The sequence below is a fragment of the Prosthecobacter fusiformis genome, from assembly GCF_004364345.1.
Lineage (GTDB): Bacteria > Verrucomicrobiota > Verrucomicrobiia > Verrucomicrobiales > Verrucomicrobiaceae > Prosthecobacter > Prosthecobacter fusiformis.
This window is the reverse complement of the sequence record NZ_SOCA01000007.1, coordinates 199,715-225,300: the sequence shown is the minus strand read 5'-3', so window position 1 is coordinate 225,300 and position 25,586 is coordinate 199,715. Positions and strand designations below refer to the sequence as shown.

The following is a 25,586-nucleotide window of genomic DNA, read 5'->3' as shown; positions in this document are numbered from 1 at the left end:
GCAATTTGTTACGCGCTGAGTAATAAATTTGCCCGATCAGCCGGATCCGCACGCCCCATACATTTCTATGATCCTCATCACCCACATGCTCTCCGATTCCTCCTTGCGTCCGGTCGCGGAGCAGGTGGAGCTTTTGGTTGAGCGGCGGCTGTTTTTGAAAAGACGCTGGCGTGGGCTGGCGGCGGATGGGACGGAGTTTGGATTCGATCTCGCGGCACGCTTGAAACATGGTTGCGTGATCCATCAGACGAATGATCTGGACTATGTGGTGCGGCAGCAGGAAGAGACCGTCTATCAGGTGCGGCCAGGATCAGTGGATGAAGCCGCGCTGATGGGCTGGAAGATCGGAAATTTGCATCTGGGTGTGCAAGTGGTGGACGGGGTGATCCGCATCACTCATGATGTGGCCGTGCTGCAGCTCTTTGAACGCGAAGGCTGGGCCTATGAGGAAGTCAGTGTCGTCTTCAACCCTTTACGTGTCACCGCTCATGCTCCCTGAATGGCTGCCCTGGCTTTTGCAGGTGAATGACTCCCAGTTTCCCTCGGGAGCTTACGCGCATTCAATGGGACTGGAGGAGCTGGTGCAGCGGGGAGTGGTGAAAAAGCCAGACGATCTGGAGGTCTTCCTGCATCGCCAGATTCTCCCAGGGCTGCTGGCTTTTGAGCTGCCGTTTTTAGTCAGAGCCCATGCGCTGGCGGCTGCGGATGATCATGAGGGGCTGCGCATGATGGATGATGAGTTGGATGCCTGGAAACTGGCGGCTGAGCTAAGGCAGGCGAGTCGTCAGCTTGGCTCGCGCAGGTTGGCCCTGGTGCAAAAACTGGACACGGATCCATCCCTGGCTGCGTTTGCGCAGAGCGGTGCGCCCTGTCATCACCTCATCGCCTGTGCATTGGAGCTTCGCCGTCTGCCGGTGGCGGCGGCGGTGTGTGCTTTTTCCCTGCAAAGCATCAGTGGTTATGCCATCAGCGCGATGAAACTGCTGCGCCTGGGGCAGGAGCGCTGCCAGCTCATCATTCGCGGTGCGATGGTGGCCCTGGCACCCCAGTTGGAAGGAGTCATCTCTGCCACGCCGGAACGCATCGGCTGGTTTAATCCTCTTCTCGAAATCGCCTCCATGCGTCATGCGCGGGCGAACGAACGTCTATTCATTTCATGAGCAATTCCCGTCCTCTCCGTATCGGTATCGGCGGCCCTGTGGGCTCTGGTAAAACCATGTGTGTCCTGCGCCTCTGCGAGTGGCTGAAGGACGAATACTCCCTGGCCGTCATCACCAATGACATCTATACACGCGAGGATGCGGAGTTCCTCCTGCGCCAGAACATCCTGCCGGCTGACCGGGTGATGGGCGTGGAAACAGGTGGCTGCCCGCACACAGCTATCCGCGATGACATCAGCATGAACATGGCAGCGGTGATCGAACTGGAAAAGCGGCATCCGGATTTGCAACTGCTGCTGATTGAAAGCGGTGGTGACAATCTTTCGGCGACGTATTCGCCTGAACTGGCGGATGTTTTTATCTTCGTCATTGATGTGGCGGAAGGGGACAAAATCCCGCGCAAAGGCGGCCCTGCCATCCGCAACAGTGATCTCCTGCTCATCAATAAAATCGACCTGGCTCCTTATGTCGGCGCGGATCTGGATGTCATGGCGCGGGATTCCAAACTCATGCGTGGGGAGAAGCCCTTTATCTTTGCCGATATGAAGTCGGAAAAGGGGAAGGATGAACTCATCGGCTGGCTGAAACGGGACTATCTTTTCGTTTGAACGGCCACCTCTATCTCATTGGTTCGTGTTATGACTCCGGGCAGACGTATCTGCGCCAGAGATCGTTTCGTGCGCCCCTGCATCTGAGCAAGCCGCACGAGGATGCGGGAGCTTTGGTGGTGAACATTGTGAATCCCACGGCAGGCATCTTCGATGGCGATACCATCGAGCTGACGGCAGAGGCAGAGACCGGCGCTTCGCTTGTGCTCACCACACCAAGCGCGAGCCGGGTGTATCGCTCGCGCAGTGGTGGCCCGGCAAAGGTGCGGCAGACATTCAGGGTGCAGGAGGGCGGGTTTCTGGAGTTTTACCCAGAGCCGTTTATTCCCCAGGCAGGGGCGCGGTATCAGCAGCATACGGAACTGCACGTGGCCGCAGGCGGACAGCTTTTATACTTTGACTGGCTGACTCCGGGCCGAGTGGCCAGCGGGGAGGTGTTTCAGTATGCTGAGCTCAACTGGGATCTAGATGTGTGGTGCGCTGGCCGTCTGGCTGCGCGTGAGCGCTACCGGCTATCCCCGGATGACAGCAGCCTGGAGTCTCTGCGCAATGTGCATCCGCAGGGGCATTATCTGGGATGTTTTATCCTGGGGGTAAACGAACTGCCTCTTGAAGCGTTGGAGGCGCTGAACAGTCCGCAGGTTTATCTGGGGCATGGGCCGCTGAGCCAGGGCGGTTTTGCTATCAAGGCGCTCTGTCAGGACAGTCTCAGTGCGCGTCGTACCTTGCAGCAGTTACGGGTTATCCTGTATCAGGCCCTGGAAAAGCAGGTGCCAAGCCTAGGGCGTTACATGTGATTCATGATTCATCGTGCATGAGGCACGGTGAGGCCCAAAATCCCCTTGCGCCCCCGGCTCATCCACCGGAAGTCTGGCCTCTCCTTTTCCCAATCATGCAAAGCCTTTGGAACGATACAGAAGCCGCCACCTTTGGAACCGACTTGCTGGGCCAGCGCGTCTATACCAGCCGTCTGCTGGGGAGGAATCCTGCCCTGGTGTTGCATGGCGGTGGCAATACCTCCGTCAAAGTCACGGAGAAGGATTTCTTCGGAGATGATGTGGACCTCTGCTATGTGAAGGGCAGCGGATGGGATCTGGCCACCATTGAGCGTGAAGGTTTCTCCCCAGTGCGTCAGGATGCACTGATCAAGATGTCGAAACTGCCGACGATGAGCGATGCGGACATGGTGCTGCAGCAGCGGGCGGCGATGACGAACCCGAACGCGCCTGCGGCCAGTATTGAGGCCATCCTGCATGCGATCCTGCCTTTCCGCTTCGTGGATCATAGTCATGCGAATGCCATCTCTGCCCTCACCTGCAATGCGGAAGGCGAGGCACGGGTGAAAGAAGTTTTTGGTGACCGGGTGATCATCGTCCCTTACGTGATGCCGGGTTTCATCCTGGCCAAAACGGTGGCCGACCTCATCGCTGGACGTGACCTGCGGGCCGAGGGCATCCAGGGCATGGTTCTGCTGAAGCATGGTCTGTTCACCTTCGATGACGATGCTCGCAAGAGCTATGAACTGCACATCGAGATGGTCACGATGGCGGAAGAATACCTGGCTAAGAAGAGCGATGGTGCCGTGGCTGCAAGCCAAGTGGCGAATGAAGATCTTCTGGCCCTGGCCACCCTGCGGCAGGCGGTTTCCAAAGTGCGTGGTTTCCCCCAGATCGCACGGCTGAATGCGAGTGCTGAGGCTGCGGGTTATGCAGGGCTGGAACAAGTGGCTGACTTTGGTACACGGGGACCTTTGACCCCAGATCATAGCATCCGTACCAAACGCGCTCCGGCCTTCATTGGCGCGGACATCGCGGCTTCGGTGCAAAAGTTTGCTGAGGATTACAAGACCTACTTTGAGCGCAATGCCAGCGGTCACACCATGCTGGATGCCGCACCCCGGTTTGCCATCTGGCCTAACCAGGGAGTGGTCAGCTTTGGGGATACTTTGAAGGACGCGAACATCGTCTTCGACATCTCTGAATCCACCGCATCCACCGTGCAGCTTGCGGAGCGTGTCGGAGGCTGGGAGCCACTGCCTGAGAAGGACATTTTTGAAATCGAGTATTGGGAGCTGGAGCAGGCCAAATTACGCAAAGGGCCTGCCCGCAAGGTGCACCAGGGAAAGGTGGCCATCGTTACGGGTTGCGCGGCGGGCATTGGCTTCGCCATCGCTGAAAGCCTGGCGGAGCAAGGTGCCCAGGTCGTGGGACTGGACATTGACAAGGACATCCCGGAGATCATGAAAAAGATCGGCGGCATCGGCATTGTAGTGAACCTCACAGAAGACAAGCCTGTGCAGGATGCCATCGAGTTCGTGGTGCGCGAGTTCGGCGGCATTGACATCGTGGTGTCTAATGCCGGGATCTTCCCCAAGAATGAGCCGCTGGACACGATGCAGCAGAACGACTGGGACCGTACGATTTCCATCAACCTCACCAGCCACCAGAAGCTGATGAACAAAGTGATCCCGTTTGTGAAGCTGGGCTTGGATGCCAGCATCATCTTTGTGGGCAGCCGAAATTTCAAAGCTCCTGGCCCTGGTGCTTCCGCCTATTCCTGCAGCAAGGCCGCTCTGACCCAGCTCTGCCGCGTGGCTGCACTGGAGCTCGCGCCTAACCGGGTGCGTGTCAATATTGTGCATCCGGATGCCGTCTTTGACACCAAGCTGTGGACGCCAGAGGCTCTCCAGCGCAGTGCTGAGCGTTATGGCATGACGGTGGATGAATACAAGACGAAGAACCTGATGAAGGTGGAGATCAAGAGCAAGGACATCGGCAACATGGTGTCTGCGATGGCATCGCCATTATTCGCCAAAGTCACCGGTGCTCAGATCCCGGTCGATGGTGGTAATGACCGGGTGATTTAAAAAGGTTTGGTCGGCTGGCTGCGCGTCACTTTTAAACCGCCGCCAGCCGCTCCAGATCCATTTCACCCGCGCGTTTCAGTTCCTCCACAAACACGGCGAAGACTTTGTCGTTCCTCTGCCTTTCCAGCACCCCGGCGGAAATGTGGATGGGCTGGGGCTGTGGGGACATGGGTTTCAAAACGATTCGCTCCGGGATTAGGCAGGCGATGCGCTCCACCACGAGCGCGATGCCCATGCCGGCCTCCACGGCAGAGATGAGACTGGTCACGCCGTCACATTCGCTGGCGATGCGGGCATTGATGCGGTGCTCTTTGAACCAGCCACCGATGAAGGCCCAGTAGTCCGGGTAATCACGCTGGCTATACACCACGAGGCGCTGCTCGTTCAGGTCCTGTGGCGTGAGTGTCTTTTTGGCATGGAGCGGATGCTGGCGTGGCAGGGCCACCCGCCAGGTCTGCTGCTGCACCTTTGTCCAGATGATCTCCGGCATTTCCTTGAGCGGTTGCACGGTGACGATGACATCCAGCGTGCCTTTGACCAGGGCATCCATCATCTCCTGGTTGGTCATGTCAGAAAGCTCCACGCGGGCTTTCGGATGCACCTGGGAGAAGGCCTCCATGGCAGGGGAAAGGATGCCCGCGCTGAGGGAGGGAGAGTATCCCACGCGGATGGTCTGTGCCTTGGCTGTGGCGCGGACCCGGTTTTCCAGCGCATCGGCACGCTCCAGCAGAACCCGGCCCTCACGCAAAAGCAGCTCGCCCGCCGGAGTGAGGCTGAAGGAATGCGCACCACGCTCCAGCAGAGTGACCCCCAGTTCATCCTCCAGACCTTTGATCTGTCGGCTGAGCGCCGGCTGGGTAAGATGCAGCCGTGTCGCCGCACGGCTGATATTGCCATCTTCGGCAGCGGCGATGAAGGAGCGCAGGGGACGGAGTTCCATGGCTGCCAGCATACCCCTCCCGCAGTCTCAGGCAAACGGAGCCGCATTAGCATCATGGCGGCACATGAAGCAGTATCGTCTTGCTATGAAAACCAAACTTCGCAGATCGAATGAAAGAGGCCACGCTGACCACGGCTGGTTAAACAGTCATCACACTTTCAGTTTCGCCGATTACTATGACCCCTCCTACATGGGTTTCCGCAGTCTTCGTGTGATCAATCAGGACCGGGTGGCCCCTAACGGCGGTTTCCCCACGCACCCGCACCGGGACATGGAAATCTTTAGCTATGTGCTGGAAGGCACCCTGGCCCATAAGGACAGCCTGGGCAACGGCCGCGAGCTGAAGCCCGGCCAGGTGCAACTGATGAGCGCTGGCAAAGGTGTGCTGCATAGTGAGTTCAATCCGTCCCCCACGGAGACGGCCCACTTCCTGCAAATCTGGATCCAGCCGCAGGCCCGTGCGCTGGTGCCCAGCTACACCGAATGGCATCCAGATCCCGCTAAGGAGAAGGAAACCAAGGTGCTGGTCATCTCCCCCGATGGCCGGGACGATTCCGCCACCATCCATCAGGATGCGGATGTCTATCGTGTCCGCCTGGGCTCCTCCGCCAGTGTGGATCATGAGGTGAAGGCGGGCCGTGGTGTTTGGTTCCAGCTCATCAAAGGGCAGGCCACCATCAACGGACAGACCCTGCAACCTGGCGATGCTTTGAGCACCGAAGATGCAGGCACGCTGACCATCACCTCAGACGGCACGGATACGGAGGCGCTGCTCTTTGATCTTGGCTAAACATCCCATCGATCCATTCGATGCAAACACGAAAGCCCGGCCTCATCAGCCGGGCTTTTTTTGCACTTTGGAAGGAATGACAGGAGCGGCTCAGTGATCTGATACCGTAAAGACCGCTCTGGCCGAGAAGGTGGGGGCGGAGCGCTCGCCCACGACCTTGCCAGTAGGAGTGGTGACTTCGACCGTCAGCCCTTTCACACCGCGTTTCTTTGCCTGACGCAGGTCGGTTTCGGGGAAGGATTTGAAGACTTCTCCCTGGGCAAAGCTGAGGTTGCCATCATCCGTGAATTGAACCGGGCTGGCGACGGCGAGGATGATTTCCGTGCCGAAGGGGGAACCCATGCGAAAGCGGAAAGCAGCGCCAGGTTCAGGCAAAATAATCTCTTTGCCACCCCGGATGAAATTGTCGCTCTGGCCAGCATTAGGAAAGATTTGAGTGAGCTTTTTATCGGCACTGAAATGATAAAGGCGGACGAACACACCTTCCGTGCATTTGAGCTTCACGGTCATCAGGTCGCCTTTCACATAGTGGGGCTTGTCCGTGCTGATGGAGAGTTTGCCACCATCGCTCAAGACTACCTGGCCGACGTTTCCACCTGCCTTGGAGGCTCCGCTGGTGAACTCTGTGTAGGCGATGGGAGTGAAGTCTAACTGATGATAACGCAAGGCGTGGGCGATGGTGCGGAACTGATCCAGGAATCCGGCACGTGGAAACTCCATGCCTGCCTCCAGCTGCGCGGCGATGCTTTCCAGATCGGCATCACGGGTGTCTTTCAGTTTTTCAATGAAGGTGGGGTCTTCTTCACCAAATTCAGCCGCCAGGGTTTCCAGCCTGATATCGGCTTTGAAGCGCTTGTAGAGCCGCTCCACGGGATCGAGCGGCTGGTCATAGCCGGGGGTGGCGGCTTCCAGGGCCTTTTTGAACCGCTCCTCATCCTGCTTCACCACCTCATGCAGTTTTTCTTGAGGTGCGTAGAGGTCCTCCACGATCCTTTGCTCCGAACGGTCCAGTCCAGCTTTGAGGGCAATGACGCCCACCTCATCCCGGAACTGTTCCAAGGGCTTGTCCAGGGTATACTTCATGCCGGATTCATGGCAGGCCATGCAGGAGATGCCGTTGATGATGGCTCCATCCCGGCGTTTTTTATCCTGGACGATTTCAGTGGGTGCACGGTCCAGTTTCGCGCCTGCTGCCGTGCTGAGATAATAGGCCTGGAGTCCATTGCGGAGGTTCCAGATGATCTCGCCACCATCATGGGCAAATTCACGGTCTTTGTTAGGCGTCAGGCCTGCACCTACGGGGCCGAGTGGGCTGCGAAAAAGGTCATGCTGTCCATGCAGGTCCAGGGGGCTGAAGTCGTAGCTTTTCCAGTAGGCACCGGGATAGCGGCCCAGCTCGTGACGTTCGATCATCCGGTTGCCCTGGCTGACCCCGCTCAGGCGGAAGCCGGCGCGGATGGCGCGCTTGTTTTGCAGATTTCCCACCACATCAATGCCCAGCTCCTTTTCCAGGTCACGGTCATTGTCAGGCAGGCGCAGGAGCTGGTTGTATAAAGGCGGCTGTCCGGCAGCAAAAGTAAACCAGTCGGCACGAACCCAGGCCGAAGCGCTGTGCGTGGCATCGGCGATTTCAGTCTCCCGTCGGGCATCAAATCCACGCAGGGCATAGGGATAACCAGACACCACATGCTGCTCCCATTCCTGCTGCGTCCACCCGTAGTCGCGCAGGTCAAATCGGTAGATTGTTTTATCCTCATCCACCGCGGTGGGCACGCGGATCTGGCCTTCGTGGCTGAGGCTGTTGAGCAGCTTGCTGATGGCCGCGCGGTAAGTTTCCATCTGCTTCTCATCCTCCACAGGCTGGCCGCTGGCGTCACGGAGATTGGCCAGATTGGTCAGCGTTAAATAACGGGCAAAGGGCTGTGCGGATTCGGACAGTTTCATCACATCATCGGCGATCCTGCGCACTTCTTCCGTGACGGGGATAAACCGGCGCGGTGGGGCAGCGGCGACGGCAGGTTTTTCCTCCGCCGCAGGGGCTGGGGTTGCAGCCGGGGCATCCGCAGGCGCAGGAGTTGGCGCGCTGGTCGCAGGCGTACTGGCTGCGGGTGCAGTGCCTCCTGCCCATGCTTTCACCAGGGCGATTTCTTCGGCGGACAGCGGCGGTAAATAGGAGGCATCTCCGGGATTGCCTTTGCTCTTGGGCATCCGGCCTTTGGTACCGTCCGGTCTGGTGATTCGGTCCAGGATGCTTTTGATGCCGTCTTCGTTACCTTGCAGTTTCGTCAGGTTGATGCCGCCATGCAGCGGTGGCTCTTCATCGCCGTCACTGTGGCAGTCGGCACACTTTTGATCAAAAATCTGCAGGACTTTGGCCTCATCCGCCAGGACTGGAAACGCGATGAGGAGCAGGAGGGAATTGAGAAATCGTTTCATGGGTGGAGGTGGTAGTTGTCCAGAGACATCATGCCAATCGCGGAGCGTCTAACGGTGATTGAGAGAAAATGAAACTATCTTGAGCGTGATAAATTTTAGCTTAAGCATTACACCCTGCGAGCTTCTGAGCGACTTTTTTGCAATCAAAATTCAGTCTTGTCCGATTGGCTGAATCACTTATCTCCATGAAACACGTCCTCCTCCTTTCATTCACCCTTTCTTTGCTGCTGGCTTCTTTCGTCAACGCCAGCGATCAGGCTGTCATCTCTGCCGAGCAACTGGCAAAAAAATGGAAACGCACCAAGTCCCTGGCGACCCCTGTGGAGGAAACCCGCACAACCACGGTGAAGGTGACGAAGGGCCTCACGGTGGAGGTGCAAAAAGTGGAAGTGAAGGTGGATGCGGATACACAGGAACGTTTTCAAAATGTTCGGTTTGAACTGGGGAGTGACCAAATTCAGGATGGCAGATCCTTCCGGCAACTGGCCGAGATCGCGAAGGCAATGCAGATGGCGGGGACTGAAACGTTTTTGATTGAAGGGCATACCTGCGACCTTGGGCCGGATGCGGACAATAAAGACCTTTCTCAGCGGCGTGCAGAGGTGGTGGTGGCGGAATTGATCCGACTGGGCGTGCCCGCTTATCGCCTGCAGTTCCTTGGCTTTGGTGAGGAAAGGCCCGTGACCGCCAACCTGGATGAGAGCGAGCGTTCAGTGAACCGTCGTGTGGAAATCTACAGAAAGCTGTAGCAAGCCCGCTCTGTGCATTATTGTGTAATTTAATTTCGACCTACGATAACAAATGAAATTCAGACAAATGTCGATGCAGCCTTTCACTCTCCGTATTGTCCCAGGCCTTTTTCTGGCCGCACTGCTGTTAACCCAATGCCAGGTGCCAACGGGGGGCAGGGTACAGCCTAACTCACTTGCCGCCACCAAAGAGGCACCTTTTGTGAACAGTCTCGGCATGAAGTTTGTGCCTGTGCCGGGCACGCAGATTCTTATGTGCACGACGGAAACCACTGTCTCACAGTATCGGTTAAGCGGTGGATCCGTGCCACCACCTGAATTTCCACAGGATGGAAATCACCCGGTTGTTAATGTGGATTGGAATCAGTCAAAGGCATGGTGTGACTGGCTCTCGCAAAAAGAGGGCAGAAAATATCGTCTTCCCACCGAGTCCGAATGGAAGAAGGCCATTGGTTCGGCTAAGTATCCTTGGGGGAACTCGTGGCCGCCGCCAAATTATTCGGGAAATTACAGCGGGCAGGAATGGCGCAACTGCAGCGAGGACGATCTTCCAGTCTTTTATAAAATATGGAGTGGCGGGGTCAAAATGAGTCTTATCGGCGGCTTTAGCGACAATCATTTGTATACCGCCCCTGTCGGAAGCTATGCTGCCAACGGGCTGGGCATCCATGATTTAGGAGGTAATGTCTGGGAATGGACGATGCATTGGATCCCCGAGAGCTATGAATCGAGATACGGTGGATCGTTCACCGACTTTGACCGGGACTACATGACCAGCGCGGCTCGCAATGTGGCCGCCATTCATCGCACCACAAAGCAGGACGAGATCGGCTTTCGGTGCGTTTTAGTCCGCTGATGCCTTACCTTAATACCTATCCACAGACGTTTTCACATCCATCATGAGATATTCTATTGTGCGATTCGTTATCTTGTCCGCCTGCCTCTCTTTGTTTTCGAATTGCGCTAATACCCCGGGACCTGCTTCCGCTGAGACTTCGCTGCCGCCAGCTACCAAGGAGGCACCTTTCGTCAATAGTCTGGGAATGAAGTTTGTGCCCGTGCCTGGAACGAACATTCTGATGTGCACCACGGAGACAAATGTCACCCAATGTGGGGCGCTGGGGATTTATTCCGTACATTCTAGCCAGGGTGAACGGCCCGGCGCTGGCATAGAATGGGAGCAGGCCAAAGAATGGTGCGGTAAAATGTCACAGCGCGAGGGGCGTCGCTACCGGTTGCCGACACATGCGGAATGGGACATGGCTGTGGGGACGGGCAGACTCTATCCTTGGGGAGACGCATGGCCGCCACCGGACAACTTTGCCAACTACAATGGCCAGGAGATGAAAACGGCGATTGTTGTAGATGAAATTAAAGGCGAGCTACACGGAGTGAACGCTGCGACCACAATCAAGGAATACCGAGATCGACACCCATTTACCGCACCTTGTGGAAGTTATCCAGCAAATGAGCTTGGCATTCATGACCTAGCCGGAAATGTATGGGAATGGGTCAATGGCAGCCCCAGCTTACGCGGCGGAGGCTATATGCAGGATGCCACCGATCACACCGTTCTCACGTCGCTCTATCATCGGAACATTGTGCCTAACATTCCAGACGACACTTCGAATGCAGGGTTTCGTGTCGTGATTGAGCCCTAAAATGATTTGGAGGTGCAGTTACTAACCGGCAAAAATGCGCCAAAGGTTAAAACCTATACGGCGCGGTTCGAAGAGTCTGCGCGTCATGGACTATTGAACGCTTTAAATTTAGTTAAAGATAACAAACGTAAATGAGTCAAATGCGCCACATACCGTCCCCTATGTCCCTGATCCTATGCCTTTTTATGGCAACACTGCTGTTAACCCAATGCCAAGTGCCGACGGAGGCTGTGGTGCCGCTCAACCCCCTAGCGACCACCACCAAGGAGGCACCTTTCGTCAATAGTCTGGGAATGAAGTTTGTGCCCGTACCTGGAACGAACATCCTGATGTGCACCACGGAAACAAGCGTGCAACAGATGGAGGCGGGAGGATGGGTGCAAGACATGATTGAAAGCCCGATTTCGGGCAAGTTTCCAGGCGGAAGGGATGCGGTGAGCGGTATTGATCGTGCGACGGCCCATTTGTGGTGCGCCCGGCTCTCCCAACGCGAAGGGCGGCGCTATCGGATGCCTACCAACGCGGAGTGGGATGCGGCAACTGGCGTTTCTTCTCTTTATCCATGGGGCGCCACATGGCCTCCCCCAACCAACTTTGCAAACTACATGGGACAGGAGTCGAAGGTGAAAAGAGTGAGGGCCTATGTCAATGCGCAGGGTCTCGATTCTTTAAATGCGATCAAGGGGTTTCAAGATCCTCATTTTTTGAGGCGCCGGTGGGAAGTTATCCAGCCAATGCGCTCGGCATCCACGACTTGTTTGGCAATGTCTGGGAGTGGATGGAGGACACATCAGCCCTGCGTGGAGCCTCCTGGATCAATAGTGAGCGTTCAGAACTGGAAACTGCCCATCGTTGGGAAGTGTCTTCTAACTCCGTTGTGTTGACGGGGGGGTTCAGAATCGTGGTGGAATTGTGAGGGTTCTGGGTGGAGAGATGGAAGGTCAAGCTGCACTTCTTTATCGATTATGAACATGTACTGGAAGATTCACGTAACACTACTCGGCGCGATCTGCGCCTCTCTCACTCTGACCCAATGTCAGCAGCCTTCAGATGGCGGCAGGCTGTCTGAGGTAACCCGCGAGAATCCGCACATTAATTCTTTGGGCATGAAATTCGTGCCTATTCCTGGCACGCATATTTTGATGTGTACCACGGAGACCCGTGTGGCTGAGTTTCAGGCCGCTGGGTTCACCTATAATCCTCCTTGGTATCCGCAAGGAGGCAATCATCCAGCCGTGAATATTCAGTGGTCCGAAGCCAAGAACTGGTGCGCCTGGTTGAGCAAGAAGGAAGGGCGCACTTACCGGTTACCTACAGAGCAGGAGTGGAATGCCGCGACAGGACCCTTTAGCTATACTTGGGGAGACAACTGGCCTCCTGCCTACAAGGCGGGAAACTTTGCCGGGCAGGAGTGGCGCACGGCTCCTGCCGTGGATTTACAGCAGATGAAGGAATTATGGAAGTCGAAGGTAGGTGGACAGTGGAGTCTCATCAAAGACTACCATGACTACCAGCTTTACACGGCGGAGGTCTCCAGCGGGCAGGTTGACGGCCTGGGGCTTCATCATCTGAGCGGCAATGTGTGGGAGTGGTGTGAATCCCAGGTACTGAAGGGGGGATCTTGGGTCGACGGAGATCGCGAGGTGCTGAAGTCAAGATATGCGGCTAGTCGCCCGCTTTACGACTTCGACAACGGTTTCCGCTGCGTGTTGGTGAAGTGAGAGACACCTACCCTGAGAAATGAACGTTCAAGTGTGTTAGTTAGGCGCAAGTACGACACGGAAACCTGTAAAATAGGACCATCGATCGAATGGGATATACGTAGTATGACTTGCTGTTGTGAGTTCAGCGGTCAAAGCCGAATTCCAGGTGCCGCCGCGAATGGATGGAAACTTGCCTGGATGTCCGAAGGGGTGCTTGTTTGGGTTGTTGTCTCGGCCCCATTCCGAAACGTTACCGCCCAAGTCATGGATCCCCAGTCGGTTAGGAGGGTAACTTCCAACTGGAGCAGTGAAAATATGCCGGTCTGAAAAATTATTAATGAGCATGAAGCCCTTGTTCACCATTCCTCGCGATTTTAAAAGGGTTTGCCTATCTTGTTCGGAACAGTTGCGCAATTCTTGTCCGGCGAAGTTGCCTGTATTGGTGGGAGGTGGCCATGTATTTCCCCAAGGATAAGTTTCCACACCTGCTGCCTCAGTCCACTCACGATCGCTAGGAAGACGATATCGACGCCCTTCTCTTTTAGACAACCACTCACACCATGCTTTAGCCTGCTGCCAGTTCACACCAACTATCGGGTGATCGCCCGTTTGTGGAAATGGCGGAATCCCTGATGCAGTCATTTGGCTTGATCTATACTGCTCAACCGTTGTCTCCGTCGTGCACATCAAAATGTTGGTTCCAGGCACGGGCACAAATTTCATGCCGAGACTGTTCACAAAGGGTGCTTCTTTGGTGGCAGGAGGAAGGTCCTTGATTGTGCTGGCAGCAGGCGGCATTGCACATCCCACGAGCATGAACGAAGTCGCCCAGGTCGAGGCCGTCAAAAGTAGCCCGAGGGGCTTGAAGAATGGTATCATCATTTCTTAGAATGAACGATGCTAGACGTCTTTGAAAAAATCATCCACTGCAGGAATGGACTTGGGCGCAGGGGGGGGCGTAGGCATCTCCTTGGGCTTACTGACAGCCTTTTTTTGCATGGGCGGCGTGGGGCGGGACATTTCTTTGATCTTGGCAAGGTCGAGCTTTTCAAGTGTTGAGATGTCGAGACGGCCTGAAACCGGCAGTCCATGTTCATGCTGCCAGGCATTGAGCGCCTTTTGCGTGCCAGGGCCGCGGGCTCCGTCCGTCGCACCTGTATAGTGACCTAGCTTTTTGAGCTTCTCCTGAACTTGCTTCAGGATGAACATCTGGCTGTAACTGTTGTAGTCCGCATAGGGACTTGGAGCGAACAGGTCTGAGCGTTCAAAAAAGCCGCTCTCAGGGAGGTCCAGTGGCTTGAGCGGTGCGGGGGGCGCGTCTGCTGCGGAGGGGGTAGAGGGTGCCTGGGGCGGCGCTTCCGCCATCTGCAACTGAAGGCGTTTCAGCTCCGCGATCTCACGTTGCAGTTTTTCTAGCTCTGATGCGCCCGGAGCGGATGGCACCAGAATGCTGGAGGGCATTGCCACCGGCTGGATGGAAGATGCGAGCGTGAAACTGTTTGTCAGGCTGTGATTGGTCCAGCTCACCTGTTCCAGGCCGAGATTCGACTTCACGTCACGGAAGAAGAAGTCAATGTCCTTGGTGGCACATGTCGGAAAAACCTTGAGCATGGCGGCAGTGAAGGGGCTGTTCCTTGCGCCGTTGCCGTCCTCGGCCGTGGTGCCCGGACTGGTGGCAAATGCGAGGTAGAAGCCTGGGCCGTAGCCAGTGATCTCTCCCACGCTTTTGGTTTTAACACTCTTGCCGATTCCTGAGAGGGCGCTCTCAAGCTGTGCGGAGAACGGATTGTCACGGCAGCAATCCAGGATGATGATTTTGGTCTTCGCTCCGGCTTCTTCCAGGGCCACCATCACGCTGTCGCGAAGCAGCACACCACGTCCCTTGAGCATGGAAATACCAGTGAGTTTCGGTGTGTCGGTGGGCAGAATATAATTGTCTTCCCCGACCTGAACTCCGTGTCCAGAGTAGTAAAACACAGCGGCCTCGGCATTCCGGGCGGCCTGGGCAAATTTCTCAGTAGCACTTGTGATGACGTCGCGGCTGGCATCGGTGACCGCAGCTCCTGTAACAATCGTGTATCCGAGCCCGCTCAATGCAGTAGCAACATCCATGGCATCAGCAACAGGACTGCTGAGCTGCATGCGCTCTGGCAGCTCGCTGTATTGATTATTCCCAATGACCAGCGCCACCCGTTCAGCATTCACAGTCAACGTGAAAAAGAAGGCGGTCGACGCCAGTAAGAAAGAATATTTCATGACTAGCGTCGAGGATGCAACAGATATAGAAGATGGCAAGTTGACGCGCTGGAATTTTCCGTAAATGCTTGGAATACTGCTGAATTTTATTGCAAGTACAGGGTGCCTTTTTGCTCTCTATATATGGAGCGAAGCATGGATGTTTAACAAATGCCTCTTATGGCCAAAAGGAGCGTTTCAAAAACGATAGTTTAGCTTGATCTCAGGCCTGAATCCTGGCCCTTTCTTTCTATGAAAACGTGGTTCCTCCCCGTGCTGGCCCTTGGCCTGTCCTGCCTCTCTGTTCAGGCAGGGGACATCGTCGCCCTTTGTATTGGCAATGATGAGTATGTGAATCCGGAGGACCAATTGGATACCCCAGGGAATGATGCGCAGTTGATGCATGACACGCTGCGCCGTGTGCCAGGGGTACTGCCGGAGGACATCGTGCTGCTGAAGAATGCGCAGCGAAACCAGATGAGCCTGGCTCTGCGCCAGTTTCGCTCCCGCGCCGCATCCGCCAAGCTGGCACTGGTCTTTTACTCCGGTCACGGAGTGGAGGACACCCCGACGGGTTATGATCGTGCGGAGACTTTCCTACTGCCGGTGGATGCACACATCACCAGTGTGGATGACCTGCCGGATAGCGCCATTCCTCTGCGGGATGTGCTCAGTGCGCTGGAAGGCACACGCGGTGCTGCGCGTGCGGTGATCCTGGATTGCTGCCGTAGTGGTGCCCGGGCGGCAACAAAAGCTCTAGCTGGCTCCACGAAAAATCTGGGTGGGATTGATGAAGATGTGAAGCGCGCTCTCGGCAGCGCCATCCTGCCAGATGGCACGCTCATCGCCTTTGCGGCCAGCCCAGGACGCAAGGCAGCCGCCTTTCTGACGGAGGCCGATTCGAACAGCCCCTTCACTCTATTTTTGACGGATCAGATGCGCACGCAAGGCGGGGATCTTTTCTCCATTGTCAATGCTGCCAGCCGCACCACCAAGCAGCGCACAGAAATGCGCCAGGTGCCGCATGTGGAACTGCGGGGCGATGCCTCCATCATTACGGATTTTGTCATCCCCGCCTCCCAGCCCCTTGCTGGTCTGACAACCCCGCCCACCACTCCTCCCGCGAATGAAACGGATCAGGAACGCAAGGCTCGTGAGGAGGCGCAACGCCGGATCACCTTCGGCAAAATTCATACTGTGATGAATGCCGCATTCGCCAAAAAACCCACGCTGCCCAGGCTCTCGGATTTGCTGGCCACTGCGCCCGGATCCGCCTCCATTGAAAAGCCGTTCTTGAACACTTTGGGAATGAAGTTTGTGCCTGTGCTGACTTATCAAGGAGGTGAAAAAGTGCTCTTCAGCATCTGGGAAACGCGCCGCAAGGACTATGCCGCGTATAAAAACCGCGACGCCGGGGATACCTGGAAAAAGCTCCAGCTTGAGGATGATGAGAGCCTGCATCCAGCCTCCAGTGTGAGCTGGGAAGAAGCCGCCGCCTTTTGCGCCTGGCTGACCCAAGTGGAGCGCCAGGGCGGCTGCATCGGCCTTCAGGATGAATACCGCCTGCCCACAGATCTGGAGTGGAGTTATGCCGTAGGGATAGGCGATCAGGAAACGGCCACTGCTACCCCGGATGTGAAGGACAGTTTGCTGGATGGTGTTTATCCATGGGGTAAAAGCTTCCCGCCGCCTGCCAATACCGGGAACTATGCAGACATCAAAGCCAAGGCTAAGGAGAGTGGTTATGAATACCTGGAGGGTTACTCAGATGGATTCGCCACCACCTCTCCGGCAGGCAGCTATCCGCCGAATGCCTTGGGTTTATATGACCTCGGCGGCAATGTCTGGGAATGGTGCCAGGACTGGTATAACGCGGAAAAAAACACGCGCGTTCTTCGTGGTGGGAGCTGGTATGATGCCGCCCCGGTCTATCTGCGCTCCGCCTCCCGTTTCCCGGTGGACCCCACCTTTAGTCATGATTTCAATGGCTTCCGGTGCGTCTTGGTTGTGGCAAAGAAGTGATGGGTGCCTCGACGAATAACCGGTCGAATCCGAAGCGGGGTTTTGCTGAGTTAAAGCTGTGGACTACTTTGGCTCTGCCTCACGTGGTCAGCGCATGCGCACCACCAGCACGCGCCTGTCCTGCTGGAGCTGGGCCTCAGGGGCACTTTCAGGGAAACTGGCCACGTCTTCTCCCAGGCCGATGGCATTCAGGGTTTGGGCGGGCACGCCCTGGGCCTGTAGCAGTGCCAGGATGCGGGCGGCACGGCGCTCGCTAAGCTGTTGGTTAGCCGCAGCATCTCCCTCGGCACTCGTATGGCCCTGGATACTGAAGCTGGCCTTGGAACCGGCCGTGATCTCCTGCATCACCGCTGCCAGTTTACTGACATTGTTGCGGGAAACATCATCCAAGATCTGGTCGGAATTGACCACGAACAGGATGGGCAGGGGAACGAAGGTGTGCTCTTCCGTGGAGCCATCCGCACGATGCAGGACCTCCACACTCAGCCCCTTATCCGCCCGGCGCTCATGCGTGCGCTTCACCACCGGGGCGGAGCTCTTCACCGGATTGCGTGGAGGGCGGGCGGAAAGGCTTTTGCGGGCCAGTTCTTCATCCAGCGGAGCGGCCGTTTGAGCCTGGACCACGGTGAGGGGAAAGAGTGCCGTTAGCAGCAACAGGAAGGTGTACTTCATGGGGTCGGACCTTAGGTAGAGGAGTCGGTTTGGCAAGCTGGCAAGTGAGGCGGCGGCGTCACCGCCTCACTTGTCTGGAGTGACCTCTCAGGCCTGCACCTCCTGAGTATAGGTGCGCAGAGTGCCGTCCGTATACACATCCGCATAGGTCACCACTTTCACTTCATAGCTGTAGCGGCGGCCGCAGTGGTCCAGCGCCCAGCGGCATTCCGTGCGGCAGGCGATGACCTTGGTGTGGCTATACACCGGTTGGCACACCACCCTTTTCACCGGTGGCGTATAAGGGCGGCACTGACCCGCTTCTGCCCGGCTGGCAGCAAGATAACAAACAATGGCAATGATCAGAAGAGCGAAGTTTTTCATAAGGCGATGTGGTGTTTGTGTTTTGAGTTTGAGCAGCGCGTCCACGCTGCTTTCACACGGCCAATCGCCGGAGTGGCAAAGTTGATTGAGGAAATTCGGAAATAATTTCCGGCTCATCAAAAAGGTGTGGGTAAGTGAATACCGAAGGAAGACACTCTTGGTGAAATAGAGGGCATGCGAGACGAGCGGAGCAAAGTAGTCCAGAGCTTTAGCTCGCTAAAACCCCGCTCAAAATTTGACTCGCTATTCGTCGGTTTAGTATGCCCCATGGGCAAGCGAGATGGGATGAATTTCCGTTCATCGAGAAGGCTCTGTGAAGTCCTGGGAGCGGCTACCTTATAGGCCGGGAGTTTTCCCTGCCTCGGTGGCGTATTGTCCCGCCCTTGCAGGGCTTTTGGTTAGGTGGGGTTCGAGGCTCTGGAACCCAGGGCGGTGCTCGCTGAGGCTCGCTTGCCCTGGGCTTTGTTGTCTCGCCCCTTTGGGGCTGTGCACATTACCCCTCTCAATGCCTAACGATTAGTTCGACAACACCAGCACACAACGGAAGCCGGTGGAGTTGCCGCGAAATTCGGGAGGAAAGCTGTAGCGCCAGGAGGACTGAAGAATGGTATAGAAGGCATTTTCCCAGGAGCCGCCGCGCAGTACGCGGAGTTTTTGCTCGGCATCATGCCAGTCCAGGCACCACTCCACAACGTTGCCTCCTAGATCGTGGAGACCGAGGGTGTTGCTGGCAAATTTGCCGACCGGGGAGGTGGTTGCGTAGCCATCGTGATAATCTTTGATGCTTTTATCAACGGCAGTTTGTTTTTCCTTGGCCGCACTGTCCGCGTAATTGCCATTGTTGGCTGGCGGCGGGAAACCGGTGCCCCAGGGGTAAACGTCTTGCTTACCGGACTTTTGCCTTGGGGTCAGATCGGAGGTTTCTTGCGTGCCGATCCCGACGGCGTAGCTCCATTCCTGGTCACTCGGCAGGCGGTATTCATCCTTGGCCCCGATGCGCCCGGCGGCGCGCTCCCGGAGGGTCAGCCAGGAGCAGAAGGCCTTGGCATCCGTCCAGTTCACGCCGACCACGGGATGGTCGTCTTCGTGGCCGCAGGGGACTCCTTTTTCTTCCTGCGCCTCCCAGCTGCGGTCCACGCCGCTGACGCTGCGGGCATAGGCTGCATAGTCCTGCCGCCGGGTTTCCCAGATGCAGAAGAGCACTTTTTTACCGACTTCGTAACGCATCACAGGCACAAATTTCATGCCCAGCTCATTCACATATGGGAGCGCCTTGGTGGCGGAAAACGGAGGGTGGCCTTTGAAGAGGTTTGGTGCTGGCAAGGGGGGTAAGACCGGGGGCGTCATGCGGGCTAAAGGTGATGGTGTACCAGGAGGGGGCGTGGGGGCCGGGCTGCTGCGAAAGACGATCTGGCGGATGGCGCTGGCTGCACCGGTATAGCTGACATAGGGCACCTGACGGCGACCCGTTGCGGTCTCGGTATTTTCGGCGGCGGCTTCCACTAGGTCCCGAAGATTGCCGCTGCCGGTGGTGAATTGATCCGTCAGGAACTTGGTAAACGGGCTGTTTTCATCAGCCTCCGTCAGGAATGCGGCAGCCTTGCGCCCAGGGCCGGCAGCGAAGGCGATGAGGGTGGCATCCGGCACGACGGCCTTGCCCAGGGCGGATTTGACGCGCTCATCCAGATCTCCAAAATTCTTGGTGGAGCCTGTCAGCGCGGCGGTGGCCTTGGGCGCTCCGCTGCGGCAGCAATCCAGGATGACGGCGCGGGCAGTGACGGGTGCAGCCTTCAGCGCATCCAGGACAGTTTTCACCGGGACGGCACGGGAGTGCAGGTAATTCACATCCGGGATGGTGGCCTCGACAGGCAGCAGAAAAGTATCCTCGGTGGCATAACCATCCGGCTGGCCGTCCATGCCGTGACCGGAGTAAAAGACCAGCGCCAGCTTGGCCCCTTGGGCGCGGACTTTGAGGGCATTCAAAGCCAGCTCGATGTCTTCCTTGCTAGCATTGGTGAGCAACTTCACATCCGCTCCGCCGGGTAGGCGCTCCAGCGTCTGTTTCATGAGCTGGGCATCATTGATGGGAGTATCGAGCTGGTCTTCCTCCCGGACATAATCGTTGTTACCGATGCAAAGGGCCACAATATCCGCCGCCTGGAGGGCACTAAAGGAGAGCAGGCCGAGGAAGAGAAGAAGGGACTTCATAAGGCAGAAGTGGAAAGAAAAACCAGGCATCATCCATGTCAATCGCCGGACTGTGCACAGTGATTGAACAGAAAGACATGCGAGTGTTAAATCTGCCCATCATCGCAGCAGATGGGACAGTAGGCAGGGGGCATTTGGAGGTGGATGAAATGCGCAGATCAAATCATTTTTTTATAGCCCTACTCCCCAGACAGCACCAGCACACAACGGAAACCAACGTCGTCGCAACGATCCGCAGGCGCGCCGTTGCTACGGAAAGACGCCAGCAGATACTCGGGAAGGCCATCGAACCAGGAACCACCGCGCACCGAACGGTTCTCCCCCGACGGCTCATATTTGTCCTGGCACCACTCCCACACATTGCCTCCCAGGTCATGCACCCCATAGCGGTTGCTCTGATATTTTCCAACTGGGGCTGTGGTCGCATAACCGTCGTGGTAACCTTCAATATATCCATACCCTGTGTCTTTTTCCTTGGACACACTGTCAGCGTAATTGCCACTGTTCACTGGCGGCGGGAAGCCGGTGCCCCAGGGATAGACATCTTTCAGCTTGCCATTCTTCTCCTCTGGAGTCGCGGCGGCATCCTCCTTCTCACCGATCTCCACTGCATAGCTCCACTCGGCATCCATTGGCAGCCGGTATTCATCGTCGGCTCCAATTCTCCCTGCTGACCGCTCATGCCTCGTCAACCACTGGCAAAACGCCGTTGCATCCTCCCAGCTCACACTCACCACCGGGTGGTCATCGCCTTGCCCGACTGGCAGGCGGTTATACTCCTTGGCCTCCCATTCGGCGTTTACTCCGCTTCTGCTGCGGGCATAGGCTGCATAGTCCTGACGGCGTGTTTCCCACACGCTGAAGAGCACGTTCTTCCCGCCCGGTTCGTTCATCACCGGCACGAATTTCATCCCCAATTCATTGACATAGGGGCCTTCCCTCGTCGCTGTGGATGGGGTGATACCTTTTACTTCCGTAGGTTCTGATGTCGTGGGAGGAAGAGCGACGATATCCGCCGCCTGAGTGGGCAACATGAAGCCAAAGGCTGCGAGGAATGGGAGAAGCCTCATCTTACGGAGCAGGGGCAGGAGTGACGTGGAAGGTGACAGGGACACCCGCGTGGCGGCCTATGCTGGCCAGGCAGACGAGGACGCGGTAATCCTTGCCTTTTTCGAGTTGTTCTACAGCGACATCCGGGCCGGGTTTCAGATCTCCAAATCGTACGGGTGACTCGACATCTTTGGCCACGAAAAGCACGGGTGCGGTGAGGTGGTCCCCCTCCGCAGGCAGGATCCAGACATCGTATTTTTGTCCCGGTTTGTCCGCAGAATCCCAGGCGATGGTGGGCCGGACGCTCCGCGTTTCCGTCGTGGGGGTACGGAGTACAATTTGGGCAGTAGGCACTGCCGGTGGTCGCAACAGCCAGATGCCGGTGAGCAAGAGGGCCAGCACAGCAGCCATACGCAGCAGCGAATTGCGCCACATACCTGAGCTCACGCGCTGAGGTGCGCGTGTGGCCAGGGCCTGAGACCGTGTTTTTTCTAACTGATCCAAAACATGCGCAGGCAGGGCAGTGACGGGGGCGTCGTCATCCAGCCCTTGCGTGAGCTTGCTGATCAAAGCGGCTGCTGAAGCATCCTGCTGGCGGAGCTGCTCCAGCGGGATCTCGCCCAGGGCAGCACGGGCGATGTGGGTATCTGGATCGTGGGCATCTTTCATGGCTGGAGTCCTCCTGGCTGCTCGAGCTTTTCCAACCGGCTGCGCAGATAACGCAGTCCCTGGGCAAAGTGGCTGACCACGGTGTTGCGGTTCATCTGGCGGCGCTGCGCGATCTCGTCCGTCGAATAGCCATCCACGAAGCGGTCGCGTAAAAGATCCGGTTTGGGCGGGTCAAGCTCATCCACCAGGGCGAGGAGTTCGCTGAGGCTGGCCGCATCTGTCCTTGGGGGTGTGGGGATGTCCGGCACCGCCTCCATGGCATCCTCCCGGTTGCGGCCCTGCGCCCGAAAGAAATCGAGCACGCGAAGCCGTAAAATGTGTCTCATCATGCTCAGGCAATCGTCCCAGGTGGAGATTTGATTGAAGCTTTCGGATGAGGACTGCACAAGCCCTGTCACAAATTGCTGCATCGCCGTGGCGCATAGATCCTCGCGGTCATGCTCATGGGAATCCCCGGCCAACAGCCTGCGGGCCAGACGCTGAGCAGCCTCCCAAAGCAGCGGATAAGCCTGCGCCCAGGACCGGCGGCTGATCCCAGGGTCAGTCGAGCGGAGTGCCTGCACGGACGGCAGCTCACTTGGATCAAGGGGAAGGGAAGCCAATGACACTATCAGAAGAAACCCATGAAGAAGAGGCCGCGCAAGCAGTGAATATCACCCGTTTTTGACGAGGGCTGCTGGAGCCGCCTATGCTCTCCCCTTCAGACTGCTTTCGAGCATCATCATGCGGTCATTGAGGGGCGAAAAAGACAGCCTTCAGACAAAAAAGAAGCCCGGCTGGTGAGGCCGGGCTTTTTCTTGTAATCCGTTGAAAATGAAATGGTGGGCAGGGCTGGGTTCGAACCAGCGTAGGCGTAAGCCAGAAGATTTACAGTCTTCCCCCTTTAACCACTCGGGCACCTACCCATTCACTTTCGTGCGGGCGTGGAGTTAAGACTTCCTGACGATGTTTGCAAGAGAGTTTTGCGTTTTCATGACGGAAAAATTAACGGCGGGGTTTTTTGCGCACTTGGCGGGTGACCAGCGTGGGGTGAGTGCCGTGGAGAATCTTGAAACTGCGGGTTTCCGCGACGGTGCTCTGATGCTCAAAGGCCTCCTTCATGAGGTTCTCATAAGGGAGGTGTTTGTTCGCAACGAGCCAAAGGTGGCCACTGGTGCGCAGGGCCTGGGCGGCGACGGTGATGAATTTGAGGCCGAGCATGGCATTGGCCTCGCGCCCATCATGGAAGGGCGGGTTCATGACGATGGAGTCATAACAGGCATTGCCTACTCCCTGGGTGACATCTTTCCAGAGGATGCGTGGACGCACGGGCACGGGGATGAGTCCGGTGTTACGACGAGCACATTCCAGGGCGCGGGCATCGGCTTCATACATGTCCAGGCTGCGGATGTTAGGGCACTTGCGCAGAACGTGGTCGCTGAGGAAACCCCAGCTTGAGCCGAGATCGGCCACTGTCCCGCTGAGGGAGTGGGGCAGGTGCTCAATGAGCAGGGCGGAGCCTTCGTCGATTTGATCCCAGTTAAACAAGCCGGGCTGGGACCAGAAGCGGCCATCCAGGATGCGCTGCATGGCTCCGTTGGCCTTCCACTGGCTGAGGGTTTCGGTTTTCCAGGGGCCGGTCTTGGTGGTCCAAAAGACGCGGCTGTGGTTTTTGGACAGAGTGCGGACTTCGCCAGTCACTTCGGCGAGCTGCTGCTCCATGCGCTTGGCACCCCAGTCATTGTGCAGGGCGGTGACGAGCGTGCCGCCTTCGGCCAGGAGTTCGTGAGCCTGCGCGAAGTCAGACATGATGCTTTCCCGCTGGCGGTCGGGCAGCAGTAGGATGAGATCGTATTTCCCTTCGGCCTCACGAGTGTGGCGGATGCCCTGATTTTCCAGGCCGCTGGCGTGGGGCTTCCAGGTCTGCTCACAGGTGAGGCGGTCCTTTAGGGCTTCGAGGTCGGGATGAGCCTGGGCGCGGAGGAAAAGGATGCGCTGGGCGGTGGCCACGGGGATCTCAGGCTGAGTCTCCAGGGCGTAAAAAAGGGCAGTGAGGGCGTGCATAGGCGGGATGCCGGAAGGGAAATCACAGCAGACTTTTTCAGTCTGCGGGTCCGGCTAGGAATACAAAAAGGTGGTGAGCGGGCTGGTGGGATTGGCTTCTTCGTTTTTCTCTGCCAGCCCGATTTCATAAGCGGCGCGACCAGCTTCGACGGCGGCTTTAAAGGCGGTGGCCATGCGAGAGGGGTCGTTGGCGATGGCGATGGCGGTATTCACCAGCACGGCATCGGCACCGATCTCGAATGCCTCCGCTGCGTGGCTGGGGGCACCGATGCCGGCATCCACGACGACTGGGACTGTGGCCTGGGAGATAATGATCTCGATCTGCCGACGGGTGGTGATTCCCTGATGGGAGCCGATGGGGGAGCCTAGGGGCATGACCGTGGCGGTGCCCACGTCTTGAAGGCGACGGGCCAGGACCGGGTCTGCATTGATGTAAGGCAGGACGATGAAACCTTCTTTAACAAGGATTTCTGCTGCCTTCAGCGTCTCGATCGGGTCCGGCAGCAGGTAGCGCGGATCAGGATGGATCTCCAGTTTCACCCAGTTTGGCAATCCAGCTGCGACGGCCAGCCGCGCCAGGCGCACGGCCTCCTCCGCATTCATGGCACCGCTGGTATTTGGCAGCAGCAGGACTTCTTTAGGAATGAAATCGAGGATGTTTGCGAAGGGGTCACCTTGGCCAGAAAGATCCGCACGCCGCAGGGCCACGGTGACGATCTCCGTGCCGGAGGCGATGATGGCCTGGCGCATGAGTTCACCGGAGGCAAACTTTCCCGTGCCCATCATGAGGCGGGATTGAAAGGTGCGATCGGCGATGGTGAGGGGCTGGTTGAGCATGGGGCTGGGACAGGGGGTCAAAATCGGCTTTTTAAGAGGTCTTCGTTAAATTGGGGATCACGGCGGTTGTCTATGACGGCAGCAATGAGGGCGATACCTGCTTCGAGCCGGTAATAAACGCTGTAATATGGGAATCGGCCCAGCACAACATAACGGTAGATGCCCCGCTTTTGACGATGCAATCCGGCGGTCTGCCGCAAACTCAGCAAGCACTGTTTCAAAAAGGCATACACTTCAATGCCCAGGCCGGGCTCTTGTTCGTCGTAAAACTCAGCCGCTTCCTCCAGATCAGCCAGGGCAAGGGGCAGGATCAGGACTTGCGCGCCCATTTGATGTCTAAAGATGCCAAGGCTTCTTCCAAAGGAATGGCTTTTGTTTTGCCTTCATCTAACTGGTCCAGCCGGTCATGGACGATGCGCATTTCCCAGTCTGGGAAATCATCTGATTCCACCTCGCGGTGGAGCAGGCTGGCCACAACGACTTTGTCCTCTCTGCTGAGATGCGCGATGGCTGCCATCACGGCCTCAGCCGGAGGAGAAAGCGAGGGGCTGCTAGCGCTCATGGCGTTAATATC

Annotated in this window: 26 protein-coding genes and 1 tRNA gene; 12 read left to right on the top strand and 15 right to left on the bottom strand. The window is 57.1% G+C overall.

The window, feature by feature from the left end:
* The first annotated feature begins 67 nt into the window (after positions 1-67).
* The 5 genes from EI77_RS17200 (at position 68) to EI77_RS17180 (ending at position 4,634) form a co-directional block, all read left to right on the top strand.
* Positions 68-499 carry an urease accessory protein UreE gene (locus tag EI77_RS17200; RefSeq protein ID WP_133796533.1) on the top strand — a complete coding sequence of 144 codons (432 nt, stop codon included), beginning with the start codon at positions 68-70 and terminating at the stop codon, positions 497-499.
* Positions 489-1,160, top strand: coding sequence for an urease accessory protein UreF (locus tag EI77_RS17195; RefSeq protein WP_166647324.1), 672 nt, complete (start codon positions 489-491; stop codon positions 1,158-1,160). The genes EI77_RS17200 and EI77_RS17195 overlap by 11 nt, the downstream gene beginning before the upstream one ends.
* Positions 1,157-1,768: an urease accessory protein UreG gene (gene ureG, locus EI77_RS17190; protein WP_133796531.1), complete on the top strand. Its 612-nt coding sequence runs from the start codon at positions 1,157-1,159 to the stop codon at positions 1,766-1,768. The genes EI77_RS17195 and ureG overlap by 4 nt, the downstream gene beginning before the upstream one ends.
* Positions 1,765-2,565: an urease accessory protein UreD gene (locus EI77_RS17185; protein ID WP_166647323.1), complete on the top strand. Its 801-nt coding sequence runs from the start codon at positions 1,765-1,767 to the stop codon at positions 2,563-2,565. The genes ureG and EI77_RS17185 overlap by 4 nt, the downstream gene beginning before the upstream one ends.
* A gap of 95 nt (positions 2,566-2,660) precedes the next feature.
* Positions 2,661-4,634 carry a bifunctional aldolase/short-chain dehydrogenase gene (locus EI77_RS17180; RefSeq protein ID WP_133796529.1) on the top strand — a complete coding sequence of 658 codons (1,974 nt, stop codon included), beginning with the start codon at positions 2,661-2,663 and terminating at the stop codon, positions 4,632-4,634.
* 31 nt (positions 4,635-4,665) lie between these two features.
* On the opposite strand, the gene EI77_RS17175 is transcribed toward EI77_RS17180, so the two are convergent.
* Positions 4,666-5,574 (bottom strand): LysR family transcriptional regulator, encoded by a 909-nt coding sequence (locus EI77_RS17175; protein WP_166647322.1) that lies wholly within the window; start codon positions 5,572-5,574, stop codon positions 4,666-4,668.
* An 85-nt stretch (positions 5,575-5,659) separates the two neighbouring features.
* Between EI77_RS17175 and EI77_RS17170 the strand changes: the two genes are divergently transcribed.
* Complete coding sequence (locus EI77_RS17170) at positions 5,660-6,364, top strand: pirin family protein (RefSeq protein ID WP_133796527.1); 705 nt, start codon at positions 5,660-5,662, stop codon at positions 6,362-6,364.
* A gap of 90 nt (positions 6,365-6,454) precedes the next feature.
* Here EI77_RS17170 and EI77_RS17165 read toward each other — a convergent pair whose 3' ends face one another.
* Positions 6,455-8,800, bottom strand: a complete 2,346-nt coding sequence (locus tag EI77_RS17165) for a DUF4384 domain-containing protein (RefSeq protein WP_166647321.1) — start codon at positions 8,798-8,800, stop codon at positions 6,455-6,457.
* Positions 8,801-8,985: 185 nt separating this feature from the next.
* Here EI77_RS17165 and EI77_RS17155 point away from each other — a divergent pair, with 185 nt between their 5' ends.
* The 5 genes from EI77_RS17155 (at position 8,986) to EI77_RS17135 (ending at position 12,931) form a co-directional block, all read left to right on the top strand.
* On the top strand, positions 8,986-9,549 hold the full coding sequence (locus EI77_RS17155) for an OmpA family protein (protein WP_133796524.1): 564 nt from the start codon (positions 8,986-8,988) through the stop codon (positions 9,547-9,549).
* Between the two features lie 52 nt (positions 9,550-9,601).
* Entirely contained in the window at positions 9,602-10,405 is an 804-nt protein-coding gene (locus EI77_RS17150; protein ID WP_133796523.1) for a formylglycine-generating enzyme family protein, read from the top strand.
* Positions 10,406-10,448: 43 nt separating this feature from the next.
* Positions 10,449-11,210: a formylglycine-generating enzyme family protein gene (locus EI77_RS17145; RefSeq protein ID WP_133796522.1), complete on the top strand. Its 762-nt coding sequence runs from the start codon at positions 10,449-10,451 to the stop codon at positions 11,208-11,210.
* A 562-nt stretch (positions 11,211-11,772) separates the two neighbouring features.
* Complete coding sequence (locus EI77_RS24115) at positions 11,773-12,126, top strand: SUMF1/EgtB/PvdO family nonheme iron enzyme (RefSeq protein ID WP_166647329.1); 354 nt, start codon at positions 11,773-11,775, stop codon at positions 12,124-12,126.
* A 190-nt stretch (positions 12,127-12,316) separates the two neighbouring features.
* Positions 12,317-12,931 carry a formylglycine-generating enzyme family protein gene (locus tag EI77_RS17135; protein WP_166647320.1) on the top strand — a complete coding sequence of 205 codons (615 nt, stop codon included), beginning with the start codon at positions 12,317-12,319 and terminating at the stop codon, positions 12,929-12,931.
* Between the two features lie 36 nt (positions 12,932-12,967).
* Here the strand turns inward: EI77_RS17135 and EI77_RS17130 are convergent, their stop codons facing one another.
* Both EI77_RS17130 and EI77_RS17125 read right to left on the bottom strand, forming a co-directional pair.
* Positions 12,968-13,711 carry a formylglycine-generating enzyme family protein gene (locus tag EI77_RS17130; protein ID WP_166647319.1) on the bottom strand — a complete coding sequence of 248 codons (744 nt, stop codon included), beginning with the start codon at positions 13,709-13,711 and terminating at the stop codon, positions 12,968-12,970.
* 102 nt (positions 13,712-13,813) lie between these two features.
* Positions 13,814-15,169 (bottom strand): caspase family protein, encoded by a 1,356-nt coding sequence (locus EI77_RS17125; protein WP_133796518.1) that lies wholly within the window; start codon positions 15,167-15,169, stop codon positions 13,814-13,816.
* A 231-nt stretch (positions 15,170-15,400) separates the two neighbouring features.
* Here EI77_RS17125 and EI77_RS17120 point away from each other — a divergent pair, with 231 nt between their 5' ends.
* The gene (locus EI77_RS17120; protein ID WP_133796517.1) at positions 15,401-17,170 is read left to right on the top strand and encodes an SUMF1/EgtB/PvdO family nonheme iron enzyme; all 1,770 of its coding nucleotides are present in this window, start codon (positions 15,401-15,403) and stop codon (positions 17,168-17,170) included.
* 87 nt (positions 17,171-17,257) lie between these two features.
* Here the strand turns inward: EI77_RS17120 and EI77_RS17115 are convergent, their stop codons facing one another.
* From EI77_RS17115 to EI77_RS17065, 11 genes are all read right to left on the bottom strand, one after another.
* The gene (locus tag EI77_RS17115) at positions 17,258-17,842 is read right to left on the bottom strand and encodes an OmpA family protein (protein WP_133796516.1); all 585 of its coding nucleotides are present in this window, start codon (positions 17,840-17,842) and stop codon (positions 17,258-17,260) included.
* An 87-nt stretch (positions 17,843-17,929) separates the two neighbouring features.
* A complete protein-coding gene (locus EI77_RS17110) occupies positions 17,930-18,205 on the bottom strand; it encodes a hypothetical protein (RefSeq protein ID WP_133796515.1) in 276 nt (91 codons plus the stop codon).
* A gap of 516 nt (positions 18,206-18,721) precedes the next feature.
* Positions 18,722-20,413 (bottom strand): SUMF1/EgtB/PvdO family nonheme iron enzyme, encoded by a 1,692-nt coding sequence (locus EI77_RS17105; RefSeq protein ID WP_166647318.1) that lies wholly within the window; start codon positions 20,411-20,413, stop codon positions 18,722-18,724.
* A gap of 179 nt (positions 20,414-20,592) precedes the next feature.
* Entirely contained in the window at positions 20,593-21,483 is an 891-nt protein-coding gene (locus EI77_RS17100) for a formylglycine-generating enzyme family protein (protein ID WP_133796513.1), read from the bottom strand.
* Position 21,484: 1 nt separating this feature from the next.
* The gene (locus EI77_RS17095; RefSeq protein WP_133796512.1) at positions 21,485-22,132 is read right to left on the bottom strand and encodes a hypothetical protein; all 648 of its coding nucleotides are present in this window, start codon (positions 22,130-22,132) and stop codon (positions 21,485-21,487) included.
* The gene (locus EI77_RS17090; RefSeq protein ID WP_208300392.1) at positions 22,129-22,695 is read right to left on the bottom strand and encodes an RNA polymerase sigma factor; all 567 of its coding nucleotides are present in this window, start codon (positions 22,693-22,695) and stop codon (positions 22,129-22,131) included. The genes EI77_RS17095 and EI77_RS17090 overlap by 4 nt, the downstream gene beginning before the upstream one ends.
* Positions 22,696-22,951: 256 nt before the next feature.
* A tRNA-Tyr gene (locus tag EI77_RS17085) sits at positions 22,952-23,037 on the bottom strand.
* 79 nt (positions 23,038-23,116) lie between these two features.
* Positions 23,117-24,175, bottom strand: coding sequence for a class I SAM-dependent methyltransferase (locus EI77_RS17080; RefSeq protein ID WP_133796510.1), 1,059 nt, complete (start codon positions 24,173-24,175; stop codon positions 23,117-23,119).
* Positions 24,176-24,229: 54 nt separating this feature from the next.
* Complete coding sequence (locus EI77_RS17075) at positions 24,230-25,012, bottom strand: thiazole synthase (protein WP_133796509.1); 783 nt, start codon at positions 25,010-25,012, stop codon at positions 24,230-24,232.
* Between the two features lie 17 nt (positions 25,013-25,029).
* On the bottom strand, positions 25,030-25,341 hold the full coding sequence (locus EI77_RS17070; RefSeq protein ID WP_133796508.1) for a type II toxin-antitoxin system RelE/ParE family toxin: 312 nt from the start codon (positions 25,339-25,341) through the stop codon (positions 25,030-25,032).
* On the bottom strand, positions 25,323-25,574 hold the full coding sequence (locus tag EI77_RS17065) for an addiction module protein (RefSeq protein ID WP_133796507.1): 252 nt from the start codon (positions 25,572-25,574) through the stop codon (positions 25,323-25,325). The genes EI77_RS17070 and EI77_RS17065 overlap by 19 nt, the downstream gene beginning before the upstream one ends.
* Positions 25,575-25,586: the final 12 nt, after the last annotated feature.

Excerpts from the sequence above, each read along its gene's own strand:
- EI77_RS17195 (WP_166647324.1), top strand. The coding sequence starts at position 489 with ATGCTCCCTGAATGGCTGCCCTGGCTTTTGCAGGTGAATGACTCCCAG.
- EI77_RS17165 (WP_166647321.1), bottom strand. The coding sequence starts at position 8,800 with ATGAAACGATTTCTCAATTCCCTCCTGCTCCTCATCGCGTTTCCAGTC.
- EI77_RS17095 (WP_133796512.1), bottom strand. The coding sequence starts at position 22,132 with ATGAAAGATGCCCACGATCCAGATACCCACATCGCCCGTGCTGCCCTG.
- EI77_RS17130 (WP_166647319.1), bottom strand. The coding sequence starts at position 13,711 with ATGCCGCCTGCTGCCAGCACAATCAAGGACCTTCCTCCTGCCACCAAA.
- EI77_RS17170 (WP_133796527.1), top strand. The coding sequence starts at position 5,660 with ATGAAAACCAAACTTCGCAGATCGAATGAAAGAGGCCACGCTGACCAC.
- EI77_RS17065 (WP_133796507.1), bottom strand. The coding sequence starts at position 25,574 with ATGAGCGCTAGCAGCCCCTCGCTTTCTCCTCCGGCTGAGGCCGTGATG.
- EI77_RS17125 (WP_133796518.1), bottom strand. The coding sequence starts at position 15,169 with ATGAAATATTCTTTCTTACTGGCGTCGACCGCCTTCTTTTTCACGTTG.
- EI77_RS17135 (WP_166647320.1), top strand. The coding sequence starts at position 12,317 with ATGAAATTCGTGCCTATTCCTGGCACGCATATTTTGATGTGTACCACG.
- ureG (WP_133796531.1), top strand. The coding sequence starts at position 1,157 with ATGAGCAATTCCCGTCCTCTCCGTATCGGTATCGGCGGCCCTGTGGGC.
- EI77_RS17075 (WP_133796509.1), bottom strand. The coding sequence starts at position 25,012 with ATGCTCAACCAGCCCCTCACCATCGCCGATCGCACCTTTCAATCCCGC.
- EI77_RS17115 (WP_133796516.1), bottom strand. The coding sequence starts at position 17,842 with ATGAAGTACACCTTCCTGTTGCTGCTAACGGCACTCTTTCCCCTCACC.
- EI77_RS17150 (WP_133796523.1), top strand. The coding sequence starts at position 9,602 with ATGAAATTCAGACAAATGTCGATGCAGCCTTTCACTCTCCGTATTGTC.
- EI77_RS17145 (WP_133796522.1), top strand. The coding sequence starts at position 10,449 with ATGAGATATTCTATTGTGCGATTCGTTATCTTGTCCGCCTGCCTCTCT.
- EI77_RS24115 (WP_166647329.1), top strand. The coding sequence starts at position 11,773 with ATGGGGCGCCACATGGCCTCCCCCAACCAACTTTGCAAACTACATGGG.
- EI77_RS17105 (WP_166647318.1), bottom strand. The coding sequence starts at position 20,413 with ATGAAGTCCCTTCTTCTCTTCCTCGGCCTGCTCTCCTTTAGTGCCCTC.
- EI77_RS17100 (WP_133796513.1), bottom strand. The coding sequence starts at position 21,483 with ATGAGGCTTCTCCCATTCCTCGCAGCCTTTGGCTTCATGTTGCCCACT.
- EI77_RS17110 (WP_133796515.1), bottom strand. The coding sequence starts at position 18,205 with ATGAAAAACTTCGCTCTTCTGATCATTGCCATTGTTTGTTATCTTGCT.
- EI77_RS17180 (WP_133796529.1), top strand. The coding sequence starts at position 2,661 with ATGCAAAGCCTTTGGAACGATACAGAAGCCGCCACCTTTGGAACCGAC.
- EI77_RS17070 (WP_133796508.1), bottom strand. The coding sequence starts at position 25,341 with ATGGGCGCGCAAGTCCTGATCCTGCCCCTTGCCCTGGCTGATCTGGAG.
- EI77_RS17200 (WP_133796533.1), top strand. The coding sequence starts at position 68 with ATGATCCTCATCACCCACATGCTCTCCGATTCCTCCTTGCGTCCGGTC.
- EI77_RS17155 (WP_133796524.1), top strand. The coding sequence starts at position 8,986 with ATGAAACACGTCCTCCTCCTTTCATTCACCCTTTCTTTGCTGCTGGCT.
- EI77_RS17175 (WP_166647322.1), bottom strand. The coding sequence starts at position 5,574 with ATGGAACTCCGTCCCCTGCGCTCCTTCATCGCCGCTGCCGAAGATGGC.
- EI77_RS17080 (WP_133796510.1), bottom strand. The coding sequence starts at position 24,175 with ATGCACGCCCTCACTGCCCTTTTTTACGCCCTGGAGACTCAGCCTGAG.
- EI77_RS17120 (WP_133796517.1), top strand. The coding sequence starts at position 15,401 with ATGAAAACGTGGTTCCTCCCCGTGCTGGCCCTTGGCCTGTCCTGCCTC.